This window comes from Brachyspira hyodysenteriae ATCC 27164, assembly GCF_001676785.2.
GTDB classification, from domain to species: domain Bacteria; phylum Spirochaetota; class Brachyspiria; order Brachyspirales; family Brachyspiraceae; genus Brachyspira; species Brachyspira hyodysenteriae.
Map to the genome: position 1 here is coordinate 593,259 of NZ_CP015910.2, position 16,283 is coordinate 609,541.

General features: G+C 25.1%; 16 protein-coding genes. All 16 read left to right on the forward strand.

Annotated elements, in window-relative coordinates; translation table 11 throughout:
- Positions 1-356 precede the first annotated feature (356 nt).
- Complete coding sequence (locus BHYOB78_RS13900) at positions 357-482, forward strand: streptolysin S family TOMM toxin (RefSeq protein WP_020064266.1); 126 nt, start codon at positions 357-359, stop codon at positions 480-482.
- An 84-nt stretch (positions 483-566) separates the two neighbouring features.
- Positions 567-1,259: an ABC transporter ATP-binding protein gene (locus BHYOB78_RS02765; protein WP_012671842.1), complete on the forward strand. Its 693-nt coding sequence runs from the start codon at positions 567-569 to the stop codon at positions 1,257-1,259.
- A gap of 281 nt (positions 1,260-1,540) precedes the next feature.
- Entirely contained in the window at positions 1,541-2,257 is a 717-nt protein-coding gene (locus BHYOB78_RS02770) for an ABC transporter permease (protein ID WP_012671843.1), read from the forward strand.
- A gap of 2,052 nt (positions 2,258-4,309) precedes the next feature.
- Positions 4,310-5,314 carry a hypothetical protein gene (locus BHYOB78_RS02780; RefSeq protein WP_012671845.1) on the forward strand — a complete coding sequence of 335 codons (1,005 nt, stop codon included), beginning with the start codon at positions 4,310-4,312 and terminating at the stop codon, positions 5,312-5,314.
- 187 nt (positions 5,315-5,501) lie between these two features.
- Complete coding sequence (locus tag BHYOB78_RS02785) at positions 5,502-6,224, forward strand: hypothetical protein (protein WP_012671847.1); 723 nt, start codon at positions 5,502-5,504, stop codon at positions 6,222-6,224.
- A gap of 227 nt (positions 6,225-6,451) precedes the next feature.
- The gene (locus BHYOB78_RS02790; protein WP_012671848.1) at positions 6,452-7,234 is read left to right on the forward strand and encodes a hypothetical protein; all 783 of its coding nucleotides are present in this window, start codon (positions 6,452-6,454) and stop codon (positions 7,232-7,234) included.
- Positions 7,235-7,236: 2 nt separating this feature from the next.
- Positions 7,237-7,899 carry an ABC transporter ATP-binding protein gene (locus BHYOB78_RS02795; protein WP_012671849.1) on the forward strand — a complete coding sequence of 221 codons (663 nt, stop codon included), beginning with the start codon at positions 7,237-7,239 and terminating at the stop codon, positions 7,897-7,899.
- Between the two features lie 44 nt (positions 7,900-7,943).
- On the forward strand, positions 7,944-9,161 hold the full coding sequence (locus BHYOB78_RS02800; RefSeq protein WP_020064265.1) for an ABC transporter permease: 1,218 nt from the start codon (positions 7,944-7,946) through the stop codon (positions 9,159-9,161).
- The gene (locus BHYOB78_RS02805) at positions 9,154-9,834 is read left to right on the forward strand and encodes a LolA-like protein (RefSeq protein WP_020064264.1); all 681 of its coding nucleotides are present in this window, start codon (positions 9,154-9,156) and stop codon (positions 9,832-9,834) included. Before BHYOB78_RS02800 ends, BHYOB78_RS02805 begins: the two co-directional genes overlap by 8 nt.
- Before the next feature lie 12 nt (positions 9,835-9,846).
- Positions 9,847-10,926, forward strand: coding sequence for a hypothetical protein (locus BHYOB78_RS02810; protein WP_012671852.1), 1,080 nt, complete (start codon positions 9,847-9,849; stop codon positions 10,924-10,926).
- A gap of 222 nt (positions 10,927-11,148) precedes the next feature.
- Positions 11,149-11,427: a hypothetical protein gene (locus BHYOB78_RS02815; protein WP_020064263.1), complete on the forward strand. Its 279-nt coding sequence runs from the start codon at positions 11,149-11,151 to the stop codon at positions 11,425-11,427.
- Between the two features lie 134 nt (positions 11,428-11,561).
- Positions 11,562-11,948 (forward strand): hypothetical protein, encoded by a 387-nt coding sequence (locus BHYOB78_RS02820; RefSeq protein ID WP_020064262.1) that lies wholly within the window; start codon positions 11,562-11,564, stop codon positions 11,946-11,948.
- A gap of 349 nt (positions 11,949-12,297) precedes the next feature.
- Complete coding sequence (locus BHYOB78_RS02825; protein ID WP_020064261.1) at positions 12,298-13,356, forward strand: ABC transporter ATP-binding protein; 1,059 nt, start codon at positions 12,298-12,300, stop codon at positions 13,354-13,356.
- Positions 13,353-14,171: an ABC transporter permease gene (locus BHYOB78_RS02830; RefSeq protein ID WP_012671857.1), complete on the forward strand. Its 819-nt coding sequence runs from the start codon at positions 13,353-13,355 to the stop codon at positions 14,169-14,171. Before BHYOB78_RS02825 ends, BHYOB78_RS02830 begins: the two co-directional genes overlap by 4 nt.
- Positions 14,172-14,199: 28 nt before the next feature.
- A complete protein-coding gene (locus BHYOB78_RS02835; RefSeq protein ID WP_020064260.1) occupies positions 14,200-15,009 on the forward strand; it encodes an ABC transporter permease in 810 nt (269 codons plus the stop codon).
- A 34-nt stretch (positions 15,010-15,043) separates the two neighbouring features.
- Positions 15,044-16,246: an ABC transporter substrate-binding protein gene (locus tag BHYOB78_RS02840; RefSeq protein ID WP_020064259.1), complete on the forward strand. Its 1,203-nt coding sequence runs from the start codon at positions 15,044-15,046 to the stop codon at positions 16,244-16,246.
- Positions 16,247-16,283: the final 37 nt, after the last annotated feature.

The window sequence follows — 16,283 nt, forward strand, 5'->3', positions numbered from 1 at the left end:
GTATAATAAAATCTATATTTTTTAATGGAGTATTATATTTTGCTATAAAAAAAGAATTTAATGAGTATAATATTTTTACAATTATATTTATAATATGTTTATTATCTATATTAGAGGAAATTTTGAGATTAAATAGTATAAAACAATTTTTGATATTGACAATAATTTGTTTTTTTATTATATTTATTAATAGTATAATAATTGAATATACTAAAAGCTTGATACCGTCTGTATTGGCAACTACGTTTTTTAGTATTTATTATATTGGGCATATTGATAATATGCTAGCTAGTTATAATAAACTTAGATATTAATTTTTTATAAAATTAATATAAATTAAATAAAAGGAGTTTCTTATGAAATATTCTTCTAAATTAAGTACAACTTGTTCTTTAAAAAGTCAATCTGTTGTATTGGCTCCAGGCGGTTGCTGCTGTTCTTGTTGTTGTTCTTGCTGTATAAGTGTAACAGTATCTAAATAATTTATTGTTATATCTTAAGTAAGAATAAGTCTGCTATATTATTTTTTTAATATAGCAGGCGATTTTAAAATAAAGTTGGATATTATGGAAATTTTAATTAGTGCTAATAACATAAAAAAAAGTTTTAATAAAAGATTAATATTAAAAAATGTTGATTTTAATATTAATAAGGGTGAAGTTGTAGCAATTGTTGGCCCTAATGGATCTGGTAAAACTACTCTTATAAATATACTACTAGGTATATTAAAACCTGATTGCGGAGAAACAAAAATAAATATAGATAATTATAAAAAACATATAGGTATTCAGCTTCAATCTACTCCATTTTTTGAAGGTTATAGTGTAAGAGATAATATATTAATGTTTTCAGCTCTATATGATATGAAAATTAGTGATGAAGAAATAGAAAACATTACAAAAAAATATGGATTAGATCAAAAAACTCTTGCTATAAAACTTTCAGGTGGAGAGCAGAAGAAACTTGCTATAATGATAGCTACTATGCAAAATCCAAGTTTGCTTATATTTGATGAACCTACAGCAAGTTTAGATCCAAGAGAAAGATATAATGTAAAAAATATGATATTGGAACTTGTGAAAGAGGATAAAACTATACTTTTTACTTCTCATGATTTAGAAGAGGTTGAGGATATAGCCAGTAGAATAGTATTTTTATATAAAGGAGAAATATTAGAAAGCGGAACTAAAGATGAACTTTTAAAGAAATATAATTTTGATAGTTTAGAGAAGGTCTATTTACATATTACTAATTCTTAATTTTGAATTATAATAAAATTATTAAATTTCTTAATTTTTATTTCATTATATAATTTTGATTTTTAATATTATAAATATTAATATATTTATTTAAAATAAGTATGAAATTTAAATTTATAAAATTTCAGTTTTTATTATTACTATAATCTGTGTTTGTTTTATTATAAATAAATTATTAGGTATATAGTCTGTATGTTTAGTATGATAAATCAATATCAATAATAAAGTATGATAATCAAATTAATAATAAGATATATATTTATATAAAAGAGAGAATAATTATGAAAACTATATTTAAACTTACAATGAAAAAAGCTATAAGAGACCCTTTCCTTATATTTTGGTCTATATTCTTTCCTTTAGTTATAGTTATATCAATGGGAATCTTTTTCAAAATGGAAAGTTATACTATTCATATACTTACTGCTATGAGTTGTGTTAGTGTACTTGCTTATTCATTTATGACTACAAGTTTTAATGTTCTTAGTCAGAGAAGAAGAGGGGTTTATAATCTACTTAAAGTAACACCTCTTCCTTTATATAAATATATAATAAGTTTGTCATGTGCTTGGGTGATAATATCTATTATAAGTTGTTTATTTGTATTTTGTGTATGTGCTTTATTTTTTAAATTAGAGTTTTCTTTTGTTTCTATACTTTTATTTTTGCCTGTAATTATATTTGCATCTTTGCTTTATATATTTATAAGTTTCTTTGTTTCTAGTTTGGTAAAAACTAATGAAGTAGCAAGCATATTGTATAATATTATATTAATGGGATCTATGTTTTTGAGTGATGGATATTATTCTTTATACAATGCTCCAAATATAATAAAATTTTTAAGTAAATTAAATATTTTTCAGCATTTTTTGAATGCTTTTAGAGGTGCTTTTTATTTTGATTTTTATGCATATTTTACAGGAATAGCTGTAATTTTAGTATGCTTAGTAGTTGCTTTGATACTTGCTGTTAATACTTTCAGATATGCTGATAAATAATAATGGACTTGTTTTGAAATTACTTTATAAAATTATATCTATAATTTTATTTATATAATAATATTTTATATATTGTATAATCAATGATTTTAATCTAGAAATATAGAGTTTTGTGCTAAGCATCAGATAATTGAGTACATAATATGTTTTATCTTAATACTGAAGTATCTACTAGATAAAAGAACTGAGGTTTATGAGGTACACATAGTACTTGTGTAAATCCACTACAAATTAAAAAACTAATTTTTGATAAATTTAAAATTTTTTTTTTAGTATACTTTATGTAATATATTAATAGTTAAAAAATTACAATAATTTCATATATAACTTTCTCAACTAGTTTTGAAGAGGTATAAATTATTTTTTGGTTATTGAAAAAATCGTATATTTTTTTAGTTATAAAAAATAATTATAATTAGTATAAGCTTAATATTAATGTATAATATATAAAGTTATATAATAAGATATCAGATATACGCTATTGTTTGAATTTTTTAAAAGATAATGATTCTTATAGTTATGAACTTTATAAATTAATTACTGGTAAGAGTTATAGAGAATATGAGATTACTAGCATACTTTATACAGTGCTATAAGAAGATTTGAAGCCAGAACTTAATAGAAAGTTATTATGGTGCTGAAAGTTACTTAGGGATAATAAAATATTATAAGATTACAGAAGAAAAAAATATTTTTGCAGGATAGAAATACGGCTATTCAGTAAAAAATAATAGATAAACTTTTTCATATTCAATATATATTGTATATATAGAATGTTATGAAAAAATATTATGATAGATTATTTTTGTAATGAATAAAAAATAAATACTATAATACTCAAAAATTATATATCATATGAGAGAGGTTATAAATTATTTATATATGAAAAGCAAGAATATATAAATAATTCTAAAGAAGAAGCTTTTGAAAAGGCTCTAGATCTTTCGGAGATGTAGATTCTCTTCTTGAGGAATTATCAAAGGATACAAAAATAATTAATAAATATAGATTATATTTATTTGTTGGTATTATTGATATTGTTATTGTGGTATTTTTTAGTTTATTATTATGCTTTATATCTAAAATAATAAAAATATAGGATTTTTTATTATATAATAATCAATTGATTGTTAGTATATTTTTTATTATTTATTGAATAATTAGTATTTTTTTAGTCATAGTGATACAGTTTATTAATATTTGTAATATATACAGAATAGTAGAATATAGTTATAATGATTATAAAATAAATTTGAAATATTTTATAATAAGTTTTATTATTATATATATCTGTATTTATATTTAATATGTTTTTTTATTCTTCATCATATTCGGTTTGCATTTTTTATTATGAACTTTTTATCTTTGACTGTGTTTTTATTTCATCAATTTTTTAAAAATTATTACAAAAATATTAAAAAGAAATATACTAATACCAAAGAAGTTATTCAGCAATTATATGAAATGAAAGATATTCTAAATTCTAAAGTTCGCATTATGTTAAAAATAGAATAAAATATAAAAAATAATCAGCAAATTTATAGATTGACTTGTAAATATTGATGAAGTTTTTGAGGATATCAGTAAAGATGCAAAAATTGTTCATAATTTATATATAAAAATATTAACATCTTTAATATAATATTTTTCTACAGCTATTTTAGCATTTATTTTTATTTAGTATTATTTATATAGTTATTTACTCTTTTTGGAATTTCTCTGATAATATAAAACCGAAAATAATAAAATATAGTTATGATATATATAAAATTAATTTAAAAAACTCTATTATTGCTGTTATCATTTATTCTGTAATAATGATTATTATGAATATAATCACTGCTAAGTATAATAATTATTTGTGGTTTATTTTGGCTTTCAATGGAATATTAAATTGGACTATTTCTATAATTGCAGATTATAATTTATTTAGAAGTAGAATATCTGAATATAAGCAATAAAAACATTAATATTTTACACAAAGTATATTGACAGACATAATACTTTTGTTATAATATTAAGATAAGATAAATAGCAGGCGTATTGTATTTTATGAAAAAATTGTTATTTGTATTTTTGATATTATCAAGCTTTCTTTTTGCTCAGAATGATTTTGTAAACTCAGGTTTCCATTATAGTTATAATTATTTTGGATTTCCATTTTCTGTAGATTTTGGATATGCATATAAGAAAAATTCACATTTTGTATACATTCCTCGTATTGGTATAAGTTTTGATTATGGTGCGGAATCATCATTTGGAATATTTGCTAATGCTGGAATGGAATATAGATACAGAAGATTTTTTATAGATTTGAATTATAAACAAGGAATAACACCTCCATTTGCTACATTTAATTATAAAGATTTGGAATATTACGGACAATTAAAATTAGGATACTCTTTTGATAATGTTATGATTTTCTATGGTATGAATATAGGTAAAATGGTAGCTTCAGAAAGAGAGGTTTATAGATTAAGTTCTATATTTAAAATTAATCAAAGTATTGGTTTAAGTTCTACATTTGTTGATGATGGAGTTAATAAATTAAAATTCAATGCTGGTGTAGGTGCTAGTATTATACCTAATGAAAAACAGTATTCTTATAATGTTTCAGCCAGTATTCCTTATTCATTCTTTCATTATTGGGGAGAACTTGGAATTATGCCTTATATAGGATACAGTGCTTATTTTGATAAAAGTGAGAAAAAATATTCTATTGGTTTTAAATATTTATACTCTCTTATGATGATGCCTTTATCAAATTTAGAGGCACATGTTAAAAATATGGACTTTCTTACATTTGCTCATTTTGAATATAAATTTTTTATGAGATTTCTTCCTTCTGGTTTTAATGATATATACTTAGTAGCTTTTGGAAATGTAGGTTATGGAAAATATTTTGAGGAGAGTATTGACAAAGGTAATTTGTTATATGTAGTAGGAGGCGGAATAGGATATAATCTTTACGGCACAACACCTTTACAATTAACTTTCGGTGTTGATAATAATAATAGTTTGGTTATGAATTTGATAATTAGCACTATAGTATTTTAATATTTTGGAGTTTATTGTTAATGGTAAGTATTAAAAATAAAATAATATTTTCTTTTATATGCTGTGTACTTTATATTGTATGTTCTTTAGTGCCTTTTTTTATGAATAATTTAAATATTAATGAAAACAATAAGAATTATGTTAGTAATTCTTATTAGAATCGTGCAGTATTTAAGGAGGATTTAATATGATGAGAAAGATTTTGACAGTTTTATTTTTATCTTTTATTTTTAGTTTTTCAGCTTTTTCATACAGCAGAGATTTTAACGAGCTTTATAATCTTTATTATATGGCTAATGCCAATAAAGAAGCTGAGTTAAATCTTGCTATAGAAAAAATGAAGAATGCAAATGTTGGAAAAATAGAAAAGCAAACTTATGATAATCTTATTTTACTAATGGATATATATATGAATCCTAAAAGTAAAAGAGAGGCTTATAAATTATTGAATAATAACATAAAAAAGAATACCCCTCTTTTATCAGAGAAAGATGCAGATTATATGGCTTCTGTTGCTGATGTGATGAGCGGAGCTATTAATTATTCTTCATTTAATGAAGTTATAAAATTTTCAGGAAAAGCAGGGGAGATATATGATAATGCTTTAAAAATTAATGCCAATCATTTTCCATCACTTTTGGGTAAGGCTATACTTACAGCATACAGTCCTGAATTTGTAGGAGGCGGAATAGATAAAGCAATTCCAATATTTAAAAAGGCTGAAATCAATGCCAAAGAGAAATGGGAAAAACATACAGTTTATTTATGGACTTCTCAGGCTTATTTTAAAAATAATGATAAAACCAATTATGATAAGTATATAAAAATGGCAAAAGATATTTTTCCAGAAGGAGTTTTTATAAAGAATGTTATTGATATGAACGCTAAAGGAAAAGGAATGTTTAATTAAATAATAAAATAATAATTAAGATATATTGTACATGTTTATGAAATTAAAAGTTATATATTTTATATAAAAAGCTTTGCTTTTTGCCGCAGGTGTGGTTTTGTATGTATATACTTTGCTAAAAGAAGTGGTGATGGTCAGTTACCATAAATAATAAAAATATAAGAACCACTTTTTTATAAACTTAAGATATATATATTGTTTGAGGATAAGAAAATAAGGATATTAAAATGTTTAGAGTGATTGTTTTGATTTTTATTAACGCTTTCTTTTTATGCGGATTATATGGAGAGATTTCAAGCGAGGCCAATGCTGTATTAAAAGAAATAGATAATAAAAATAATGAATACCATTCAGGAACAAGACTTGTAAGAACTAGCGAAGCTAAAGATATCTTAAATAGAGTTAATAATAGTAATTTAAGCGAAGAAGAGAAAATGCATTTAAGTATAGAATGCTACACTCTTTGGGCTAATGTGTCTATTGCAAGCGGAACTTTTGAAGAAGATTATAAGACTTTGGGTGATATATATAATAACCTAAAAAAAGATAAAGTTTTCAAAAAAGGTTCTTCAGATATTTATGCTGCATTCGCTAATTTTGCAAACTCATTTACTTCACTTGCATTTTTTAATAAAAAATATCCTTATAGTGTAATAGTTGATATGTATACTTATTCACGTTTGGCTTTATTAAAAGATAAAAATAATATAAAGGCAAAACAAGTATACGGAATGTGGCAGATAGCTACTTTGGGTTTTTATAATAATGCTGCTTTTTATTCTGTAATAAGTTCTTTAAATGATACAAGTAATTTGCCAGATTATATGGTTTATAGGGCTTATATTTACAGGTCTATGGCATATATGAAAGTAAATGAAACTGGTAAAGCTTTTAAAGAATTAGATGAAGCTTTAAAAATGTATCCTAAAGGCTTTTACGGATATTTATTAAAAGGTTCTTATGATAAAGGTAAGGACGGATTTTTAAGTGCGGAGGGTGCTGATTTTTAATTATGATAAAATGCAAAAATATTTCAAAAATATATAAAACTAAAGATTATAATATAACAGCAAATAAAAATATAAGTTTGGAAATAAAAGACGGCGAAATTGTATGGGTAGCTGGAGTTTCAGGAGCTGGTAAAAGTACGCTTCTTCATATATTATCAAGTATAGATATTCCTACAGAAGGTTCTGTTTATTGGAATGATAATGAGGTTTCAAAACTAAGTGATAGAGAAAGAAGCAATTTTAGGCTTTCAAATATAGGTCTCATTTTGCAGTCGCTTGAGCTTTTAAAAACTCAGAGTGTATTTGATAATGTTGCATTGCCTCTTAAGTTTTTAAATGAAAGTTATTCTAATATAAATAAAAAAGTTAATGAAATATTAGAAAACTTAAAAATAGATAATTTAAAAAATAAAAAGCCGGAACAGCTTTCAGGAGGACAGAAACAGAGAGTTGCAATTGCAAGAGCATTGGTAAGCGAAGCCCCTTATATATTCGGTGATGAGATTAGTGCTAATTTGGATACTGAAACAAGTAAATTTATTTATGAATATATAAGAAACACTATAAAGAAAAGAAACGGTATAGGATTTTTTATTTCGCATGATGAATTGATAGAAGATTATGCGGACAAAAAATATATTATGAGAGATGGGGGGGTAACATAAAATATGAAATAAAATTTTATTAATAATTATAATTGGGTAGATAAATGAATATAATAAAATTAGCATTCGACAATCTCTGGTATAATAAAACCAGAACTATTTTGAATATGATACTTATTATAGTGTCTTTTGTATCTCTTATGATGATAAGTGGATATAATAACTTCACAAAAGAAGGTATTATTACCAGTATCAATACAAGCGGAGGTTCTGTTGTAATAGCTGATAAATCTTATTGGGATAATAAAAGCGAAAAAATTAATATGCTTAATAACAATGATTTTGAAGCAATTTATAAAAAGCTTGATACTATAAATGAAGTTAATGATTATCAGAAAAAGCTTGACATAAGCGGGCTTATAGGTAATGAAAATAAAAGCAAATTCTTTTCAGGTTATGCCTATGAAAAGCCTTCAAAAATAATGTCATCAGTTTCTTTAAAAGTGGGAACTCCTATATTTGACGATGACATTAGTACAATGGTTTTAGGTAAAGATTTAGGAGAGTTTTTTAATCTTAATTATGATGAAGAGCCTTATTTAAATTTGATGACTGATTTTGGAGACGGTATAAATTTAGGTTCTTTAATGGCTGTTGGTTTAATATCTTTAAATAATAGTGCAGCTGATGAAATTACAATATATAGTCCTCTTAATGCAGTATATGAAGTATTTGGGCTTGAATATGGTAATGCACATAATTTATTAGTATATTTAAAAGATTATAAAAAAGCAGAAGAAATAAAAAATGATCTTAATAAATATTTTAATGAAAACAATTTAAATTATGAGGCTAAAGATTGGAAGGATTTGAATGCATTCTTACTTTCTGTTATTGATATGAATACTAATAATTATTTAATAGCATTATTTATATTAAGTATATTAGTATTTGTTTCAGTTATGCAAATGCTTACAACAAATTTTTTAGAGCGTTTAAATGAATTTGGTACTATGAGAGCTTTGGGTATAAATATAAAAAATGTAACTTTGCTTTTATTTTTGGAAATTATTATAATGGCAGTATTGAGTTCTGTTATTTCAATAATAATTTCTTATGGAGCTTCAGGTATATTGAATGCTTCAAATTTTATAATGAAATTTCCAGGTGCTACAGACGGTTATCCTTTAAGTTTATTACTAACATTTAAAGATACTGTTTTAATATTTGCATGGGTATTATCTGTATCAATATTAGCAGGTATTTATCCAATAATAAAGGTTATAAAAATGCCTATAATAGAGGTGATAAAGTATGTGTAAAAAAACAATAAAAATTTTATTAATAATAAGTGTTTTATCTTTTAATTTGTATAGTCAGGATATATTTAATGATTTTGTAAAAATTTACAATAGAGACGGAAAAAGTTATAAGATGTCCGGAACTTTTACTGATATAAAAGACGGTAAAAAGAAGGTTAATGATTTTGATATGATAGTAGGAAAAGATTATAAATTAATGTATTTAAAAAATAATAATACTCTTTTTCTTGCTAATAATCAGGGATTTTTTGTTCAGTCAAAAGGTCAGATTTCTCCTTTAAAAATTTCTGGAAGTTATATTGTAACGGGTGCTGCAAATATGAATGATTTGATGTCTATTAATTTTATTGATGACTATGAAGTAGAAAAAATTGTCAGTACTGAAGAAATAAATTTAGTAAAGAAAAATAAGAGTGTACCTTATTCCAAAGCTATTTTAAAAAAAATGTCTGGAGGATATACTATAGACTTTTTTGATAATAGCGGAAAGGCTTTGAAAAGAGGAATATATAAGATAAGTAATAATTATTTTAATGACATGGAGTTTTATAATTTGATTATCAATAAAAATATAAGTACTGTATGTCATGTAGAAAAAATAGAATCTTCAAGTTATTCAAGCTCATATTTTAGAAGTGATAATATGAAAATGCTTTTTGGTTTGTTTAAATAATAATAAAAAATAATGAAAGATACTTTGATTAATAGATTAATAGTATATTTAACTTTTTTTATATTTGTTGTATCATCCATAGCATTTGCTGATATATCTCCTAGATTTGGCATAAAGAATAGTTTTAATTATATAGATTTAAAAGAAAATGAATATCTAGGAGATTCAATATTTAGTAATGATACATATATATATTTAGGTTTTGAATATCTTGACAATAATTTTTATTTTTCATTTAAACCTGCAATTAAAATATATACTAAAGATAATACAGAATTTATTTATGATAATGGAAGTATTATAAAACAAAATGATAATAAAGCTTATGCTTCTTTTACATTCGATGAAATACAATTTAATTATATAAATGAGATTTTAGGATTTTATATAGGAAAGAGGAAATTTCATTTCGGAGAAGGTTTTAACAGGCAATATATGTTTGTTGGTGAAAGTGTACTTTATAATGATTATGAGTCTTTATATAATACGGAGCTTAATTTTTATCAAGGAAATATTACTCATTCAATAGGATTCATTACAGACACTAAATCAATAGATTTATTAAAAGAGCCGAACTATTATACTTCTTGGTATTATTTAAAATATTCTTCATCTCATTTGGGATTAATGGGTATAACAAAATACACTTATGATTTACAAAAGAAAAATAATTTAATGCTTGGTTTTGAGACTTCATATATATTCGATATAGGTTTTAAACTTTATGGAAATGTTACTTATAATATTTTAAGCAGTAATGATATAGGAAAGAGTCTTAATGATATAAAAAGTTTATTAGGTATTAATTATACTTTTATTTATAATTATAATTTGATACTTAGTCCTTATGTAGAATATTTTTATGAGGATAGTCATTCATTTTATTCTGTAGGGCTTTATTTATCTTTCCTTAACAATTTATTTAATATAATAACTTATTTCTCTCATTCTCCTGGTTATAAAATGGATTTAGATACCAAACTTCTTATTAATTATAATAATTTTAATTTTACTTTTAATTATTATACTCCTTTCAATAATGATGAAATTTTAGAGCATACATTTGAAATATCATTGGAATATAACTATTAACGCTATATTATTATTAATTATTAATAATATTTTAATTATGAAAAAATTATATTGACATAGTAAAATATATATGTATAATCCTATACCTTAGGAGGGTTATATGAATAATAGTTTTTTAAAATTTTATTTATTTTAATTGCACTAAATTTATTATCTATAAGCTACGGCAATGAATACACATATGCTACGCCTGTAGATTCTAAATGGTATGGTACTTATATTGTGTCAGCAGATGATCAAGAAATAAAATCTGATATGAAAATATTAGTAGATGAACAAGGTATAACTCTAAGTATCATTGTAAATGGAAAGCAAATAGATAGTACAACTATGACAAATGATGTGATAATAAAAGTATCAGATAATATTTATAAAAATAAAACAGTTATTAAAAATGGTCAAGCGGTATATATTGAATTTATATTTACAGATACAGCAGTTACAATGAATAATTATACAGAAGGAGAATTGATAAATTCATTGATTTTAGAAAAACAATAATTGCTATAATAAATGAAAGTTTGATAAAAATAATGATAATATAAAAGTCTAATTTTTAAAGTTTAATAAATGTGAAAACTTTATATTGACATAGTAAAAAATACATTTATAATCCTATACTTTAGGAGGTATGTATGAAAAGTAATATTTTTAAACTTTTATTTATTTTACTGACACTAAGTTTAATATCTTTAAGCTGCAGTATGTTGGATGTAACAGGTTCAGATAATGGTATAGAAAAAGAGTACAGAGGCAATAGATATTCAGGTAATCTTACCGATGATGAAGGGCAATCTTCAAAAGCTGAAATTGTTATAAACAGTGATGGTTCTTTTGATTTGAATTTGAACGGTACAGTAACAATCGAAGCAAAAAATATAATAAATCAAGGTAATGGCAAATATAGTGCTTCACAGGGAACAAGCGGTTTTGAATTGCAGTTCAGCAATACATCATTAGGTGTAATAATAGTATATTATGATAACGGGAAAAAATTATCAGGTACTCTTACAAAAGAATAATAAATAAATTGAATTATAATTAAATTAAAGGGGCTTTAAAAAGCTCCTTTTTATTTGCATTGGAAATTATTTGTGTAAAAAATAATAAAAATATTTTATATCCTATTGACATTATTTTTATTTGTATTATATTGAAATCCATTAAAAAACAATTATGCAATAGCTCGAGTAATGGATATTCTTTGCAGGTGTATCTGTTGACTAAGAAAGGCTTATTATTAATTATAATTAGCTAGAACGAAAAAAACCCTATGCGGGTAAGCGACGAGTAAACTGCGTTTTATACGTTAAGATGTATATACGTAATTTTACGGAGGCTATTGCAAATATACGCATAGGGGGCTTCATTATGAGCGATAATATTATCGTGTCTTTAAAAAATATCAATGTTTCTTATGATGAAAATTCTATACTAGAAAATCTTAATCTTGACATCAAAGATAAAGAATTTTTAACTCTTTTAGGGCCATCAGGCTGTGGTAAAACAACCATACTTAGAACTATAGCAGGTTTCATAAAGCCGGATTCGGGAGAAGTGCTTTTTGACGGAAAAGTTATTAATGATACTCCGGCTTATAAAAGAGAAGTTAATACAGTTTTTCAAAGATATGCATTGTTTCCGCATTTAAATGTTTTTGAAAATATTGCATTCGGACTTAATCTTAAAAAAGTTCCTAAATCAGAAATTAAAGATAGAGTTCATCAAATGCTAAAAATGGTGAACTTAGAAAATTACGGAAACAGAAATATTGCCAGACTTTCAGGCGGTCAGCAGCAGAGAGTAGCAATTGCAAGGGCATTAATTAATAAGCCTAGAGTTTTGCTTCTTGATGAGCCTTTGGGAGCATTGGATTTGAAGCTTAGAAAAGAAATGCAAATAGAGCTTAAAAAAATTCAGCAGTCATTAGAAATTACTTTCGTATATGTTACTCATGATCAGGAAGAAGCATTAACTATGAGTGACACTGTAGCAGTAATGAAAGACGGAGAAATACTTCAGTTAGGCACTCCTGAGGATATATACAATGAACCTAAGAATGCATTTATAGCAGACTTTATAGGTGAGAGTAATATTATAGACGGCATTATGCATGATGATTACGTTGTTGAGTTTGCAGGATATATATTTGACTGTGTGGATAAAGGATTTGAAAAGTTAGAAAAAGTTGATGTTGTAATTCGTCCTGAAGATATAATCGTTGTTCCTCCTGAAAATGCTAATATATCAGGATTGGTGGAATCTGCTATATTTAAAGGCGTACATTTTGAGATGGTACTTGATGCCCATGGTTATAAATGGATAATACATTCTACAGAAAAATGGGAAGCTGGTACTGAAATAGGAATAGATGTTGCCAAAGAAAACATACATATTATGAAAAAAACTGTAGAAGAGGTAATGATATGAAGACAAAAATTCCTGCAATACCTTATTTAATTTGGACATTAGTTTTTGTATTAGTACCGCTTTTTTTAGTTATATATTTTGCTTTTACCAATCAAAGAGGAGATTTCACTCTAAATAACTTTGCAAATGTTACAGCATTTACTCCTGTTATAATTCGTTCTGTAATACTTGCTTTTATTGCTACAGTGATATGTTTGATACTTGCTTATCCTTTGTCATATTATATATCAAGACAGGAAAAAACTGTTCAGAATGCTTTAATAATGCTTGTAATGCTTCCTATGTGGATGAACTTTCTTCTTAGAACTTATGCTTGGATGACTATATTAGAAAATAATGGGCTTATAAATAAGATGTTTCTATTTATGGGGCTTTCACCTGTTAAACTTATAAATACTCAGGCTGCTGTATTAATAGGAATGGTTTATAATTATCTTCCTTTTATGATACTTCCTCTTTATTCTGTTATGACTAAAATACATCAGAGTTTAATAGAAGCCTCTCAGGATTTAGGTGCTAATTCTTTTAATGTATTCAGTAAAATAATATTTCCATTAAGTTTACCTGGAATGGCTGCTGGAGTTACAATGGTATTTGTTGCAGCAGTAAGTACATTCGTAATTTCGCGTATGCTTGGCGGAGGATCTAATATACTTATAGGCGATTTGATAGAGATGCAGTTCTTAGGTATGTCTTATAATCCTAATTTAGGTTCGGCTATAAGTTTGGTTTTAATTGTAATATCTTTATGCGCTATTATGCTTATGCAGCAGATAGATGAAGAAGATGAAGATGTTAAGGGTATGTTTCTATAATTAAAAGAGTATTTTAAGGAATGCCGTTATGATAAAGAAAATACTATCAAGAACCTATATTGCTTTTATATTTCTATTTTTATATGCTCCTATAGCAATACTGATTTTTTTCTCTTTCAATAAAGCGAGAGGAAGAGGAGTATTTACAGGTTTTACATTGCATTGGTATAAAGAATTATTTTCAAATGATTTGATACTCAATTCATTTTTTAATACTATAATAGTGGCAGCAGTTTCCTCTGTATTTGCTACTATACTTGGTACAATGGCAGCTATTGGAATAAATAGTTTCAATAAAAAAATGAAGAATGCTGTTATGGGTATTACCTATGTATCTATAATCAATCCTGAAATAGTAACAGGTATATCTTTAATGCTTTTATTCGTTATAATGAAACTTAAATTTGGATTTACTACTTTGATTTTAGCACATATAACTTTTAATGTACCTTATGTTATATTGAATGTGCTTCCTAAATTAAGACAGCAGGATAATAGTTTATATGAAGCTGCTTTAGATTTGGGATGTACTCCATCAATGGCTTTTTGGAAAGTTGTTATACCAGATATACTTCCAGGAATACTTGCAGGATTTTTAATGGCATTAACATATTCATTAGATGATTTTGTTGTAAGCTATTTTACTACAGGTATTACTTCTCAGACTTTGCCTATTACAATATATTCTATGACTAGAAAAAGAGTAAGTCCTGAAATTAATGCTATATCTACTGTTATATTTATAGTTGTGCTTGTAAGTCTTGTTGTTATGAATTTAAAAGAGATTAAAAAAGAAAAATATTTGATGCAATTAAAAAGAAAAATGAATAAACATTAATTAAAAAAATTATTTGTAAGGAGAAAAATAAAAAATGAAAAAGAAAATTTTTGCGATTTTTATATTAATTGCTATAGCAGCAAATGCACAAACTTTTAATCTTAGCGTATTTGATACTAATTATTATCATAAGTACAAAGGACAAAACTTATCTGTTAATGTTTATAACTGGGGAGAGTATATATCAGATGGTTCAGACGGATCATTAGATGTAAACAAATTATTTGAAGAGCTTACTGGGGTAAAAGTTAATTATTCTACTTTTGCTTCTAATGAAGAGATGTATGTAAAGTTGAAAGTAGGCGGTATTCAGTATGATGTTATTATTCCTTCTGATTATATGATAGAAAGACTTATAAGAGAAAATTTAGTAAGAAAATTAAATTACAATAATATTCCTGCTCATACTAATATAGCTAATAGATTTAAAAATCTTCCATTCGATCCTACAGGAGAATATTCTTTAGCTTATACTTGGGGTGTAACAGGAATAATTTATAATAAAACTTTAGTAAGTGAAAATGCAGATGAAATAGATTGGAAAATACTTTTTGATAAAAAATATCAAGGTCAAATACTTATGTATTATAATCCTAGAGATGCTTTTGGTATAGCTCAGGCATATTTAGGATATTCACTTAATACTACTAATGAATCAGAACTTAGAGAATGCGCTAAACTTTTAAAAACTCAAAAGCCTTTAGTACAGTCTTATGTAATGGATGAAATGTATGATAAGATGGAAGCTGGAGAGGCTGCTATAGGCGTTTATTATGCTGGAGATTCTTTAACTATGATTGATAACAATCCTGATTTAAATTTCGTTATTCCTAAGAAAGGCGCTAATTTATTTGTAGATTCTATATGTATACCTGCTTCTTCAGGTGCTCCTGAGTTAGGAGAGATGTATATAAATTTCTTATCTGAACCGGAAATAGCTTTGGCTAATATAGAGTTCATAAATTATGCTTCTCCAAATGACGGTGCTATTGCTATAATGAGTACTGAAACTAAAAACAACAAAATAATATATCCTGATCAGGAAACTTTGGATAATTGCGAGGTTTATATAACATTACCTGATGAAACTAATATATTAATGGAAGATTTATGGAATGAAATACTTTCTAATGATACTACATATAAAGGTTGGGTAATACCTGTTGCTTTAGGTGTTATAGTTCTTCTTTGTGTTGTTATTATAGTATTAAAAAAGATGAAAAGAAGAGAAAATTAATAATTTATTTTTATATAACCGTTAAAAGCCTAGTATG

Bases quoted from the DNA above. Each gene is read 5' to 3' on its own strand.
- BHYOB78_RS02765 (WP_012671842.1), top strand. From the start codon at position 567: ATGGAAATTTTAATTAGTGCTAATAACATAAAAAAAAGTTTTAATAAA.
- BHYOB78_RS02835 (WP_020064260.1), top strand. From the start codon at position 14,200: ATGATAAAGAAAATACTATCAAGAACCTATATTGCTTTTATATTTCTA.
- BHYOB78_RS02840 (WP_020064259.1), top strand. From the start codon at position 15,044: ATGAAAAAGAAAATTTTTGCGATTTTTATATTAATTGCTATAGCAGCA.
- BHYOB78_RS02810 (WP_012671852.1), top strand. From the start codon at position 9,847: ATGAAAGATACTTTGATTAATAGATTAATAGTATATTTAACTTTTTTT.
- BHYOB78_RS13900 (WP_020064266.1), top strand. From the start codon at position 357: ATGAAATATTCTTCTAAATTAAGTACAACTTGTTCTTTAAAAAGTCAA.
- BHYOB78_RS02805 (WP_020064264.1), top strand. From the start codon at position 9,154: ATGTGTAAAAAAACAATAAAAATTTTATTAATAATAAGTGTTTTATCT.
- BHYOB78_RS02830 (WP_012671857.1), top strand. From the start codon at position 13,353: ATGAAGACAAAAATTCCTGCAATACCTTATTTAATTTGGACATTAGTT.
- BHYOB78_RS02770 (WP_012671843.1), top strand. From the start codon at position 1,541: ATGAAAACTATATTTAAACTTACAATGAAAAAAGCTATAAGAGACCCT.
- BHYOB78_RS02780 (WP_012671845.1), top strand. From the start codon at position 4,310: ATGAAAAAATTGTTATTTGTATTTTTGATATTATCAAGCTTTCTTTTT.
- BHYOB78_RS02800 (WP_020064265.1), top strand. From the start codon at position 7,944: ATGAATATAATAAAATTAGCATTCGACAATCTCTGGTATAATAAAACC.
- BHYOB78_RS02790 (WP_012671848.1), top strand. From the start codon at position 6,452: ATGTTTAGAGTGATTGTTTTGATTTTTATTAACGCTTTCTTTTTATGC.
- BHYOB78_RS02785 (WP_012671847.1), top strand. From the start codon at position 5,502: ATGATGAGAAAGATTTTGACAGTTTTATTTTTATCTTTTATTTTTAGT.
- BHYOB78_RS02795 (WP_012671849.1), top strand. From the start codon at position 7,237: ATGATAAAATGCAAAAATATTTCAAAAATATATAAAACTAAAGATTAT.
- BHYOB78_RS02825 (WP_020064261.1), top strand. From the start codon at position 12,298: ATGAGCGATAATATTATCGTGTCTTTAAAAAATATCAATGTTTCTTAT.
- BHYOB78_RS02820 (WP_020064262.1), top strand. From the start codon at position 11,562: ATGAAAAGTAATATTTTTAAACTTTTATTTATTTTACTGACACTAAGT.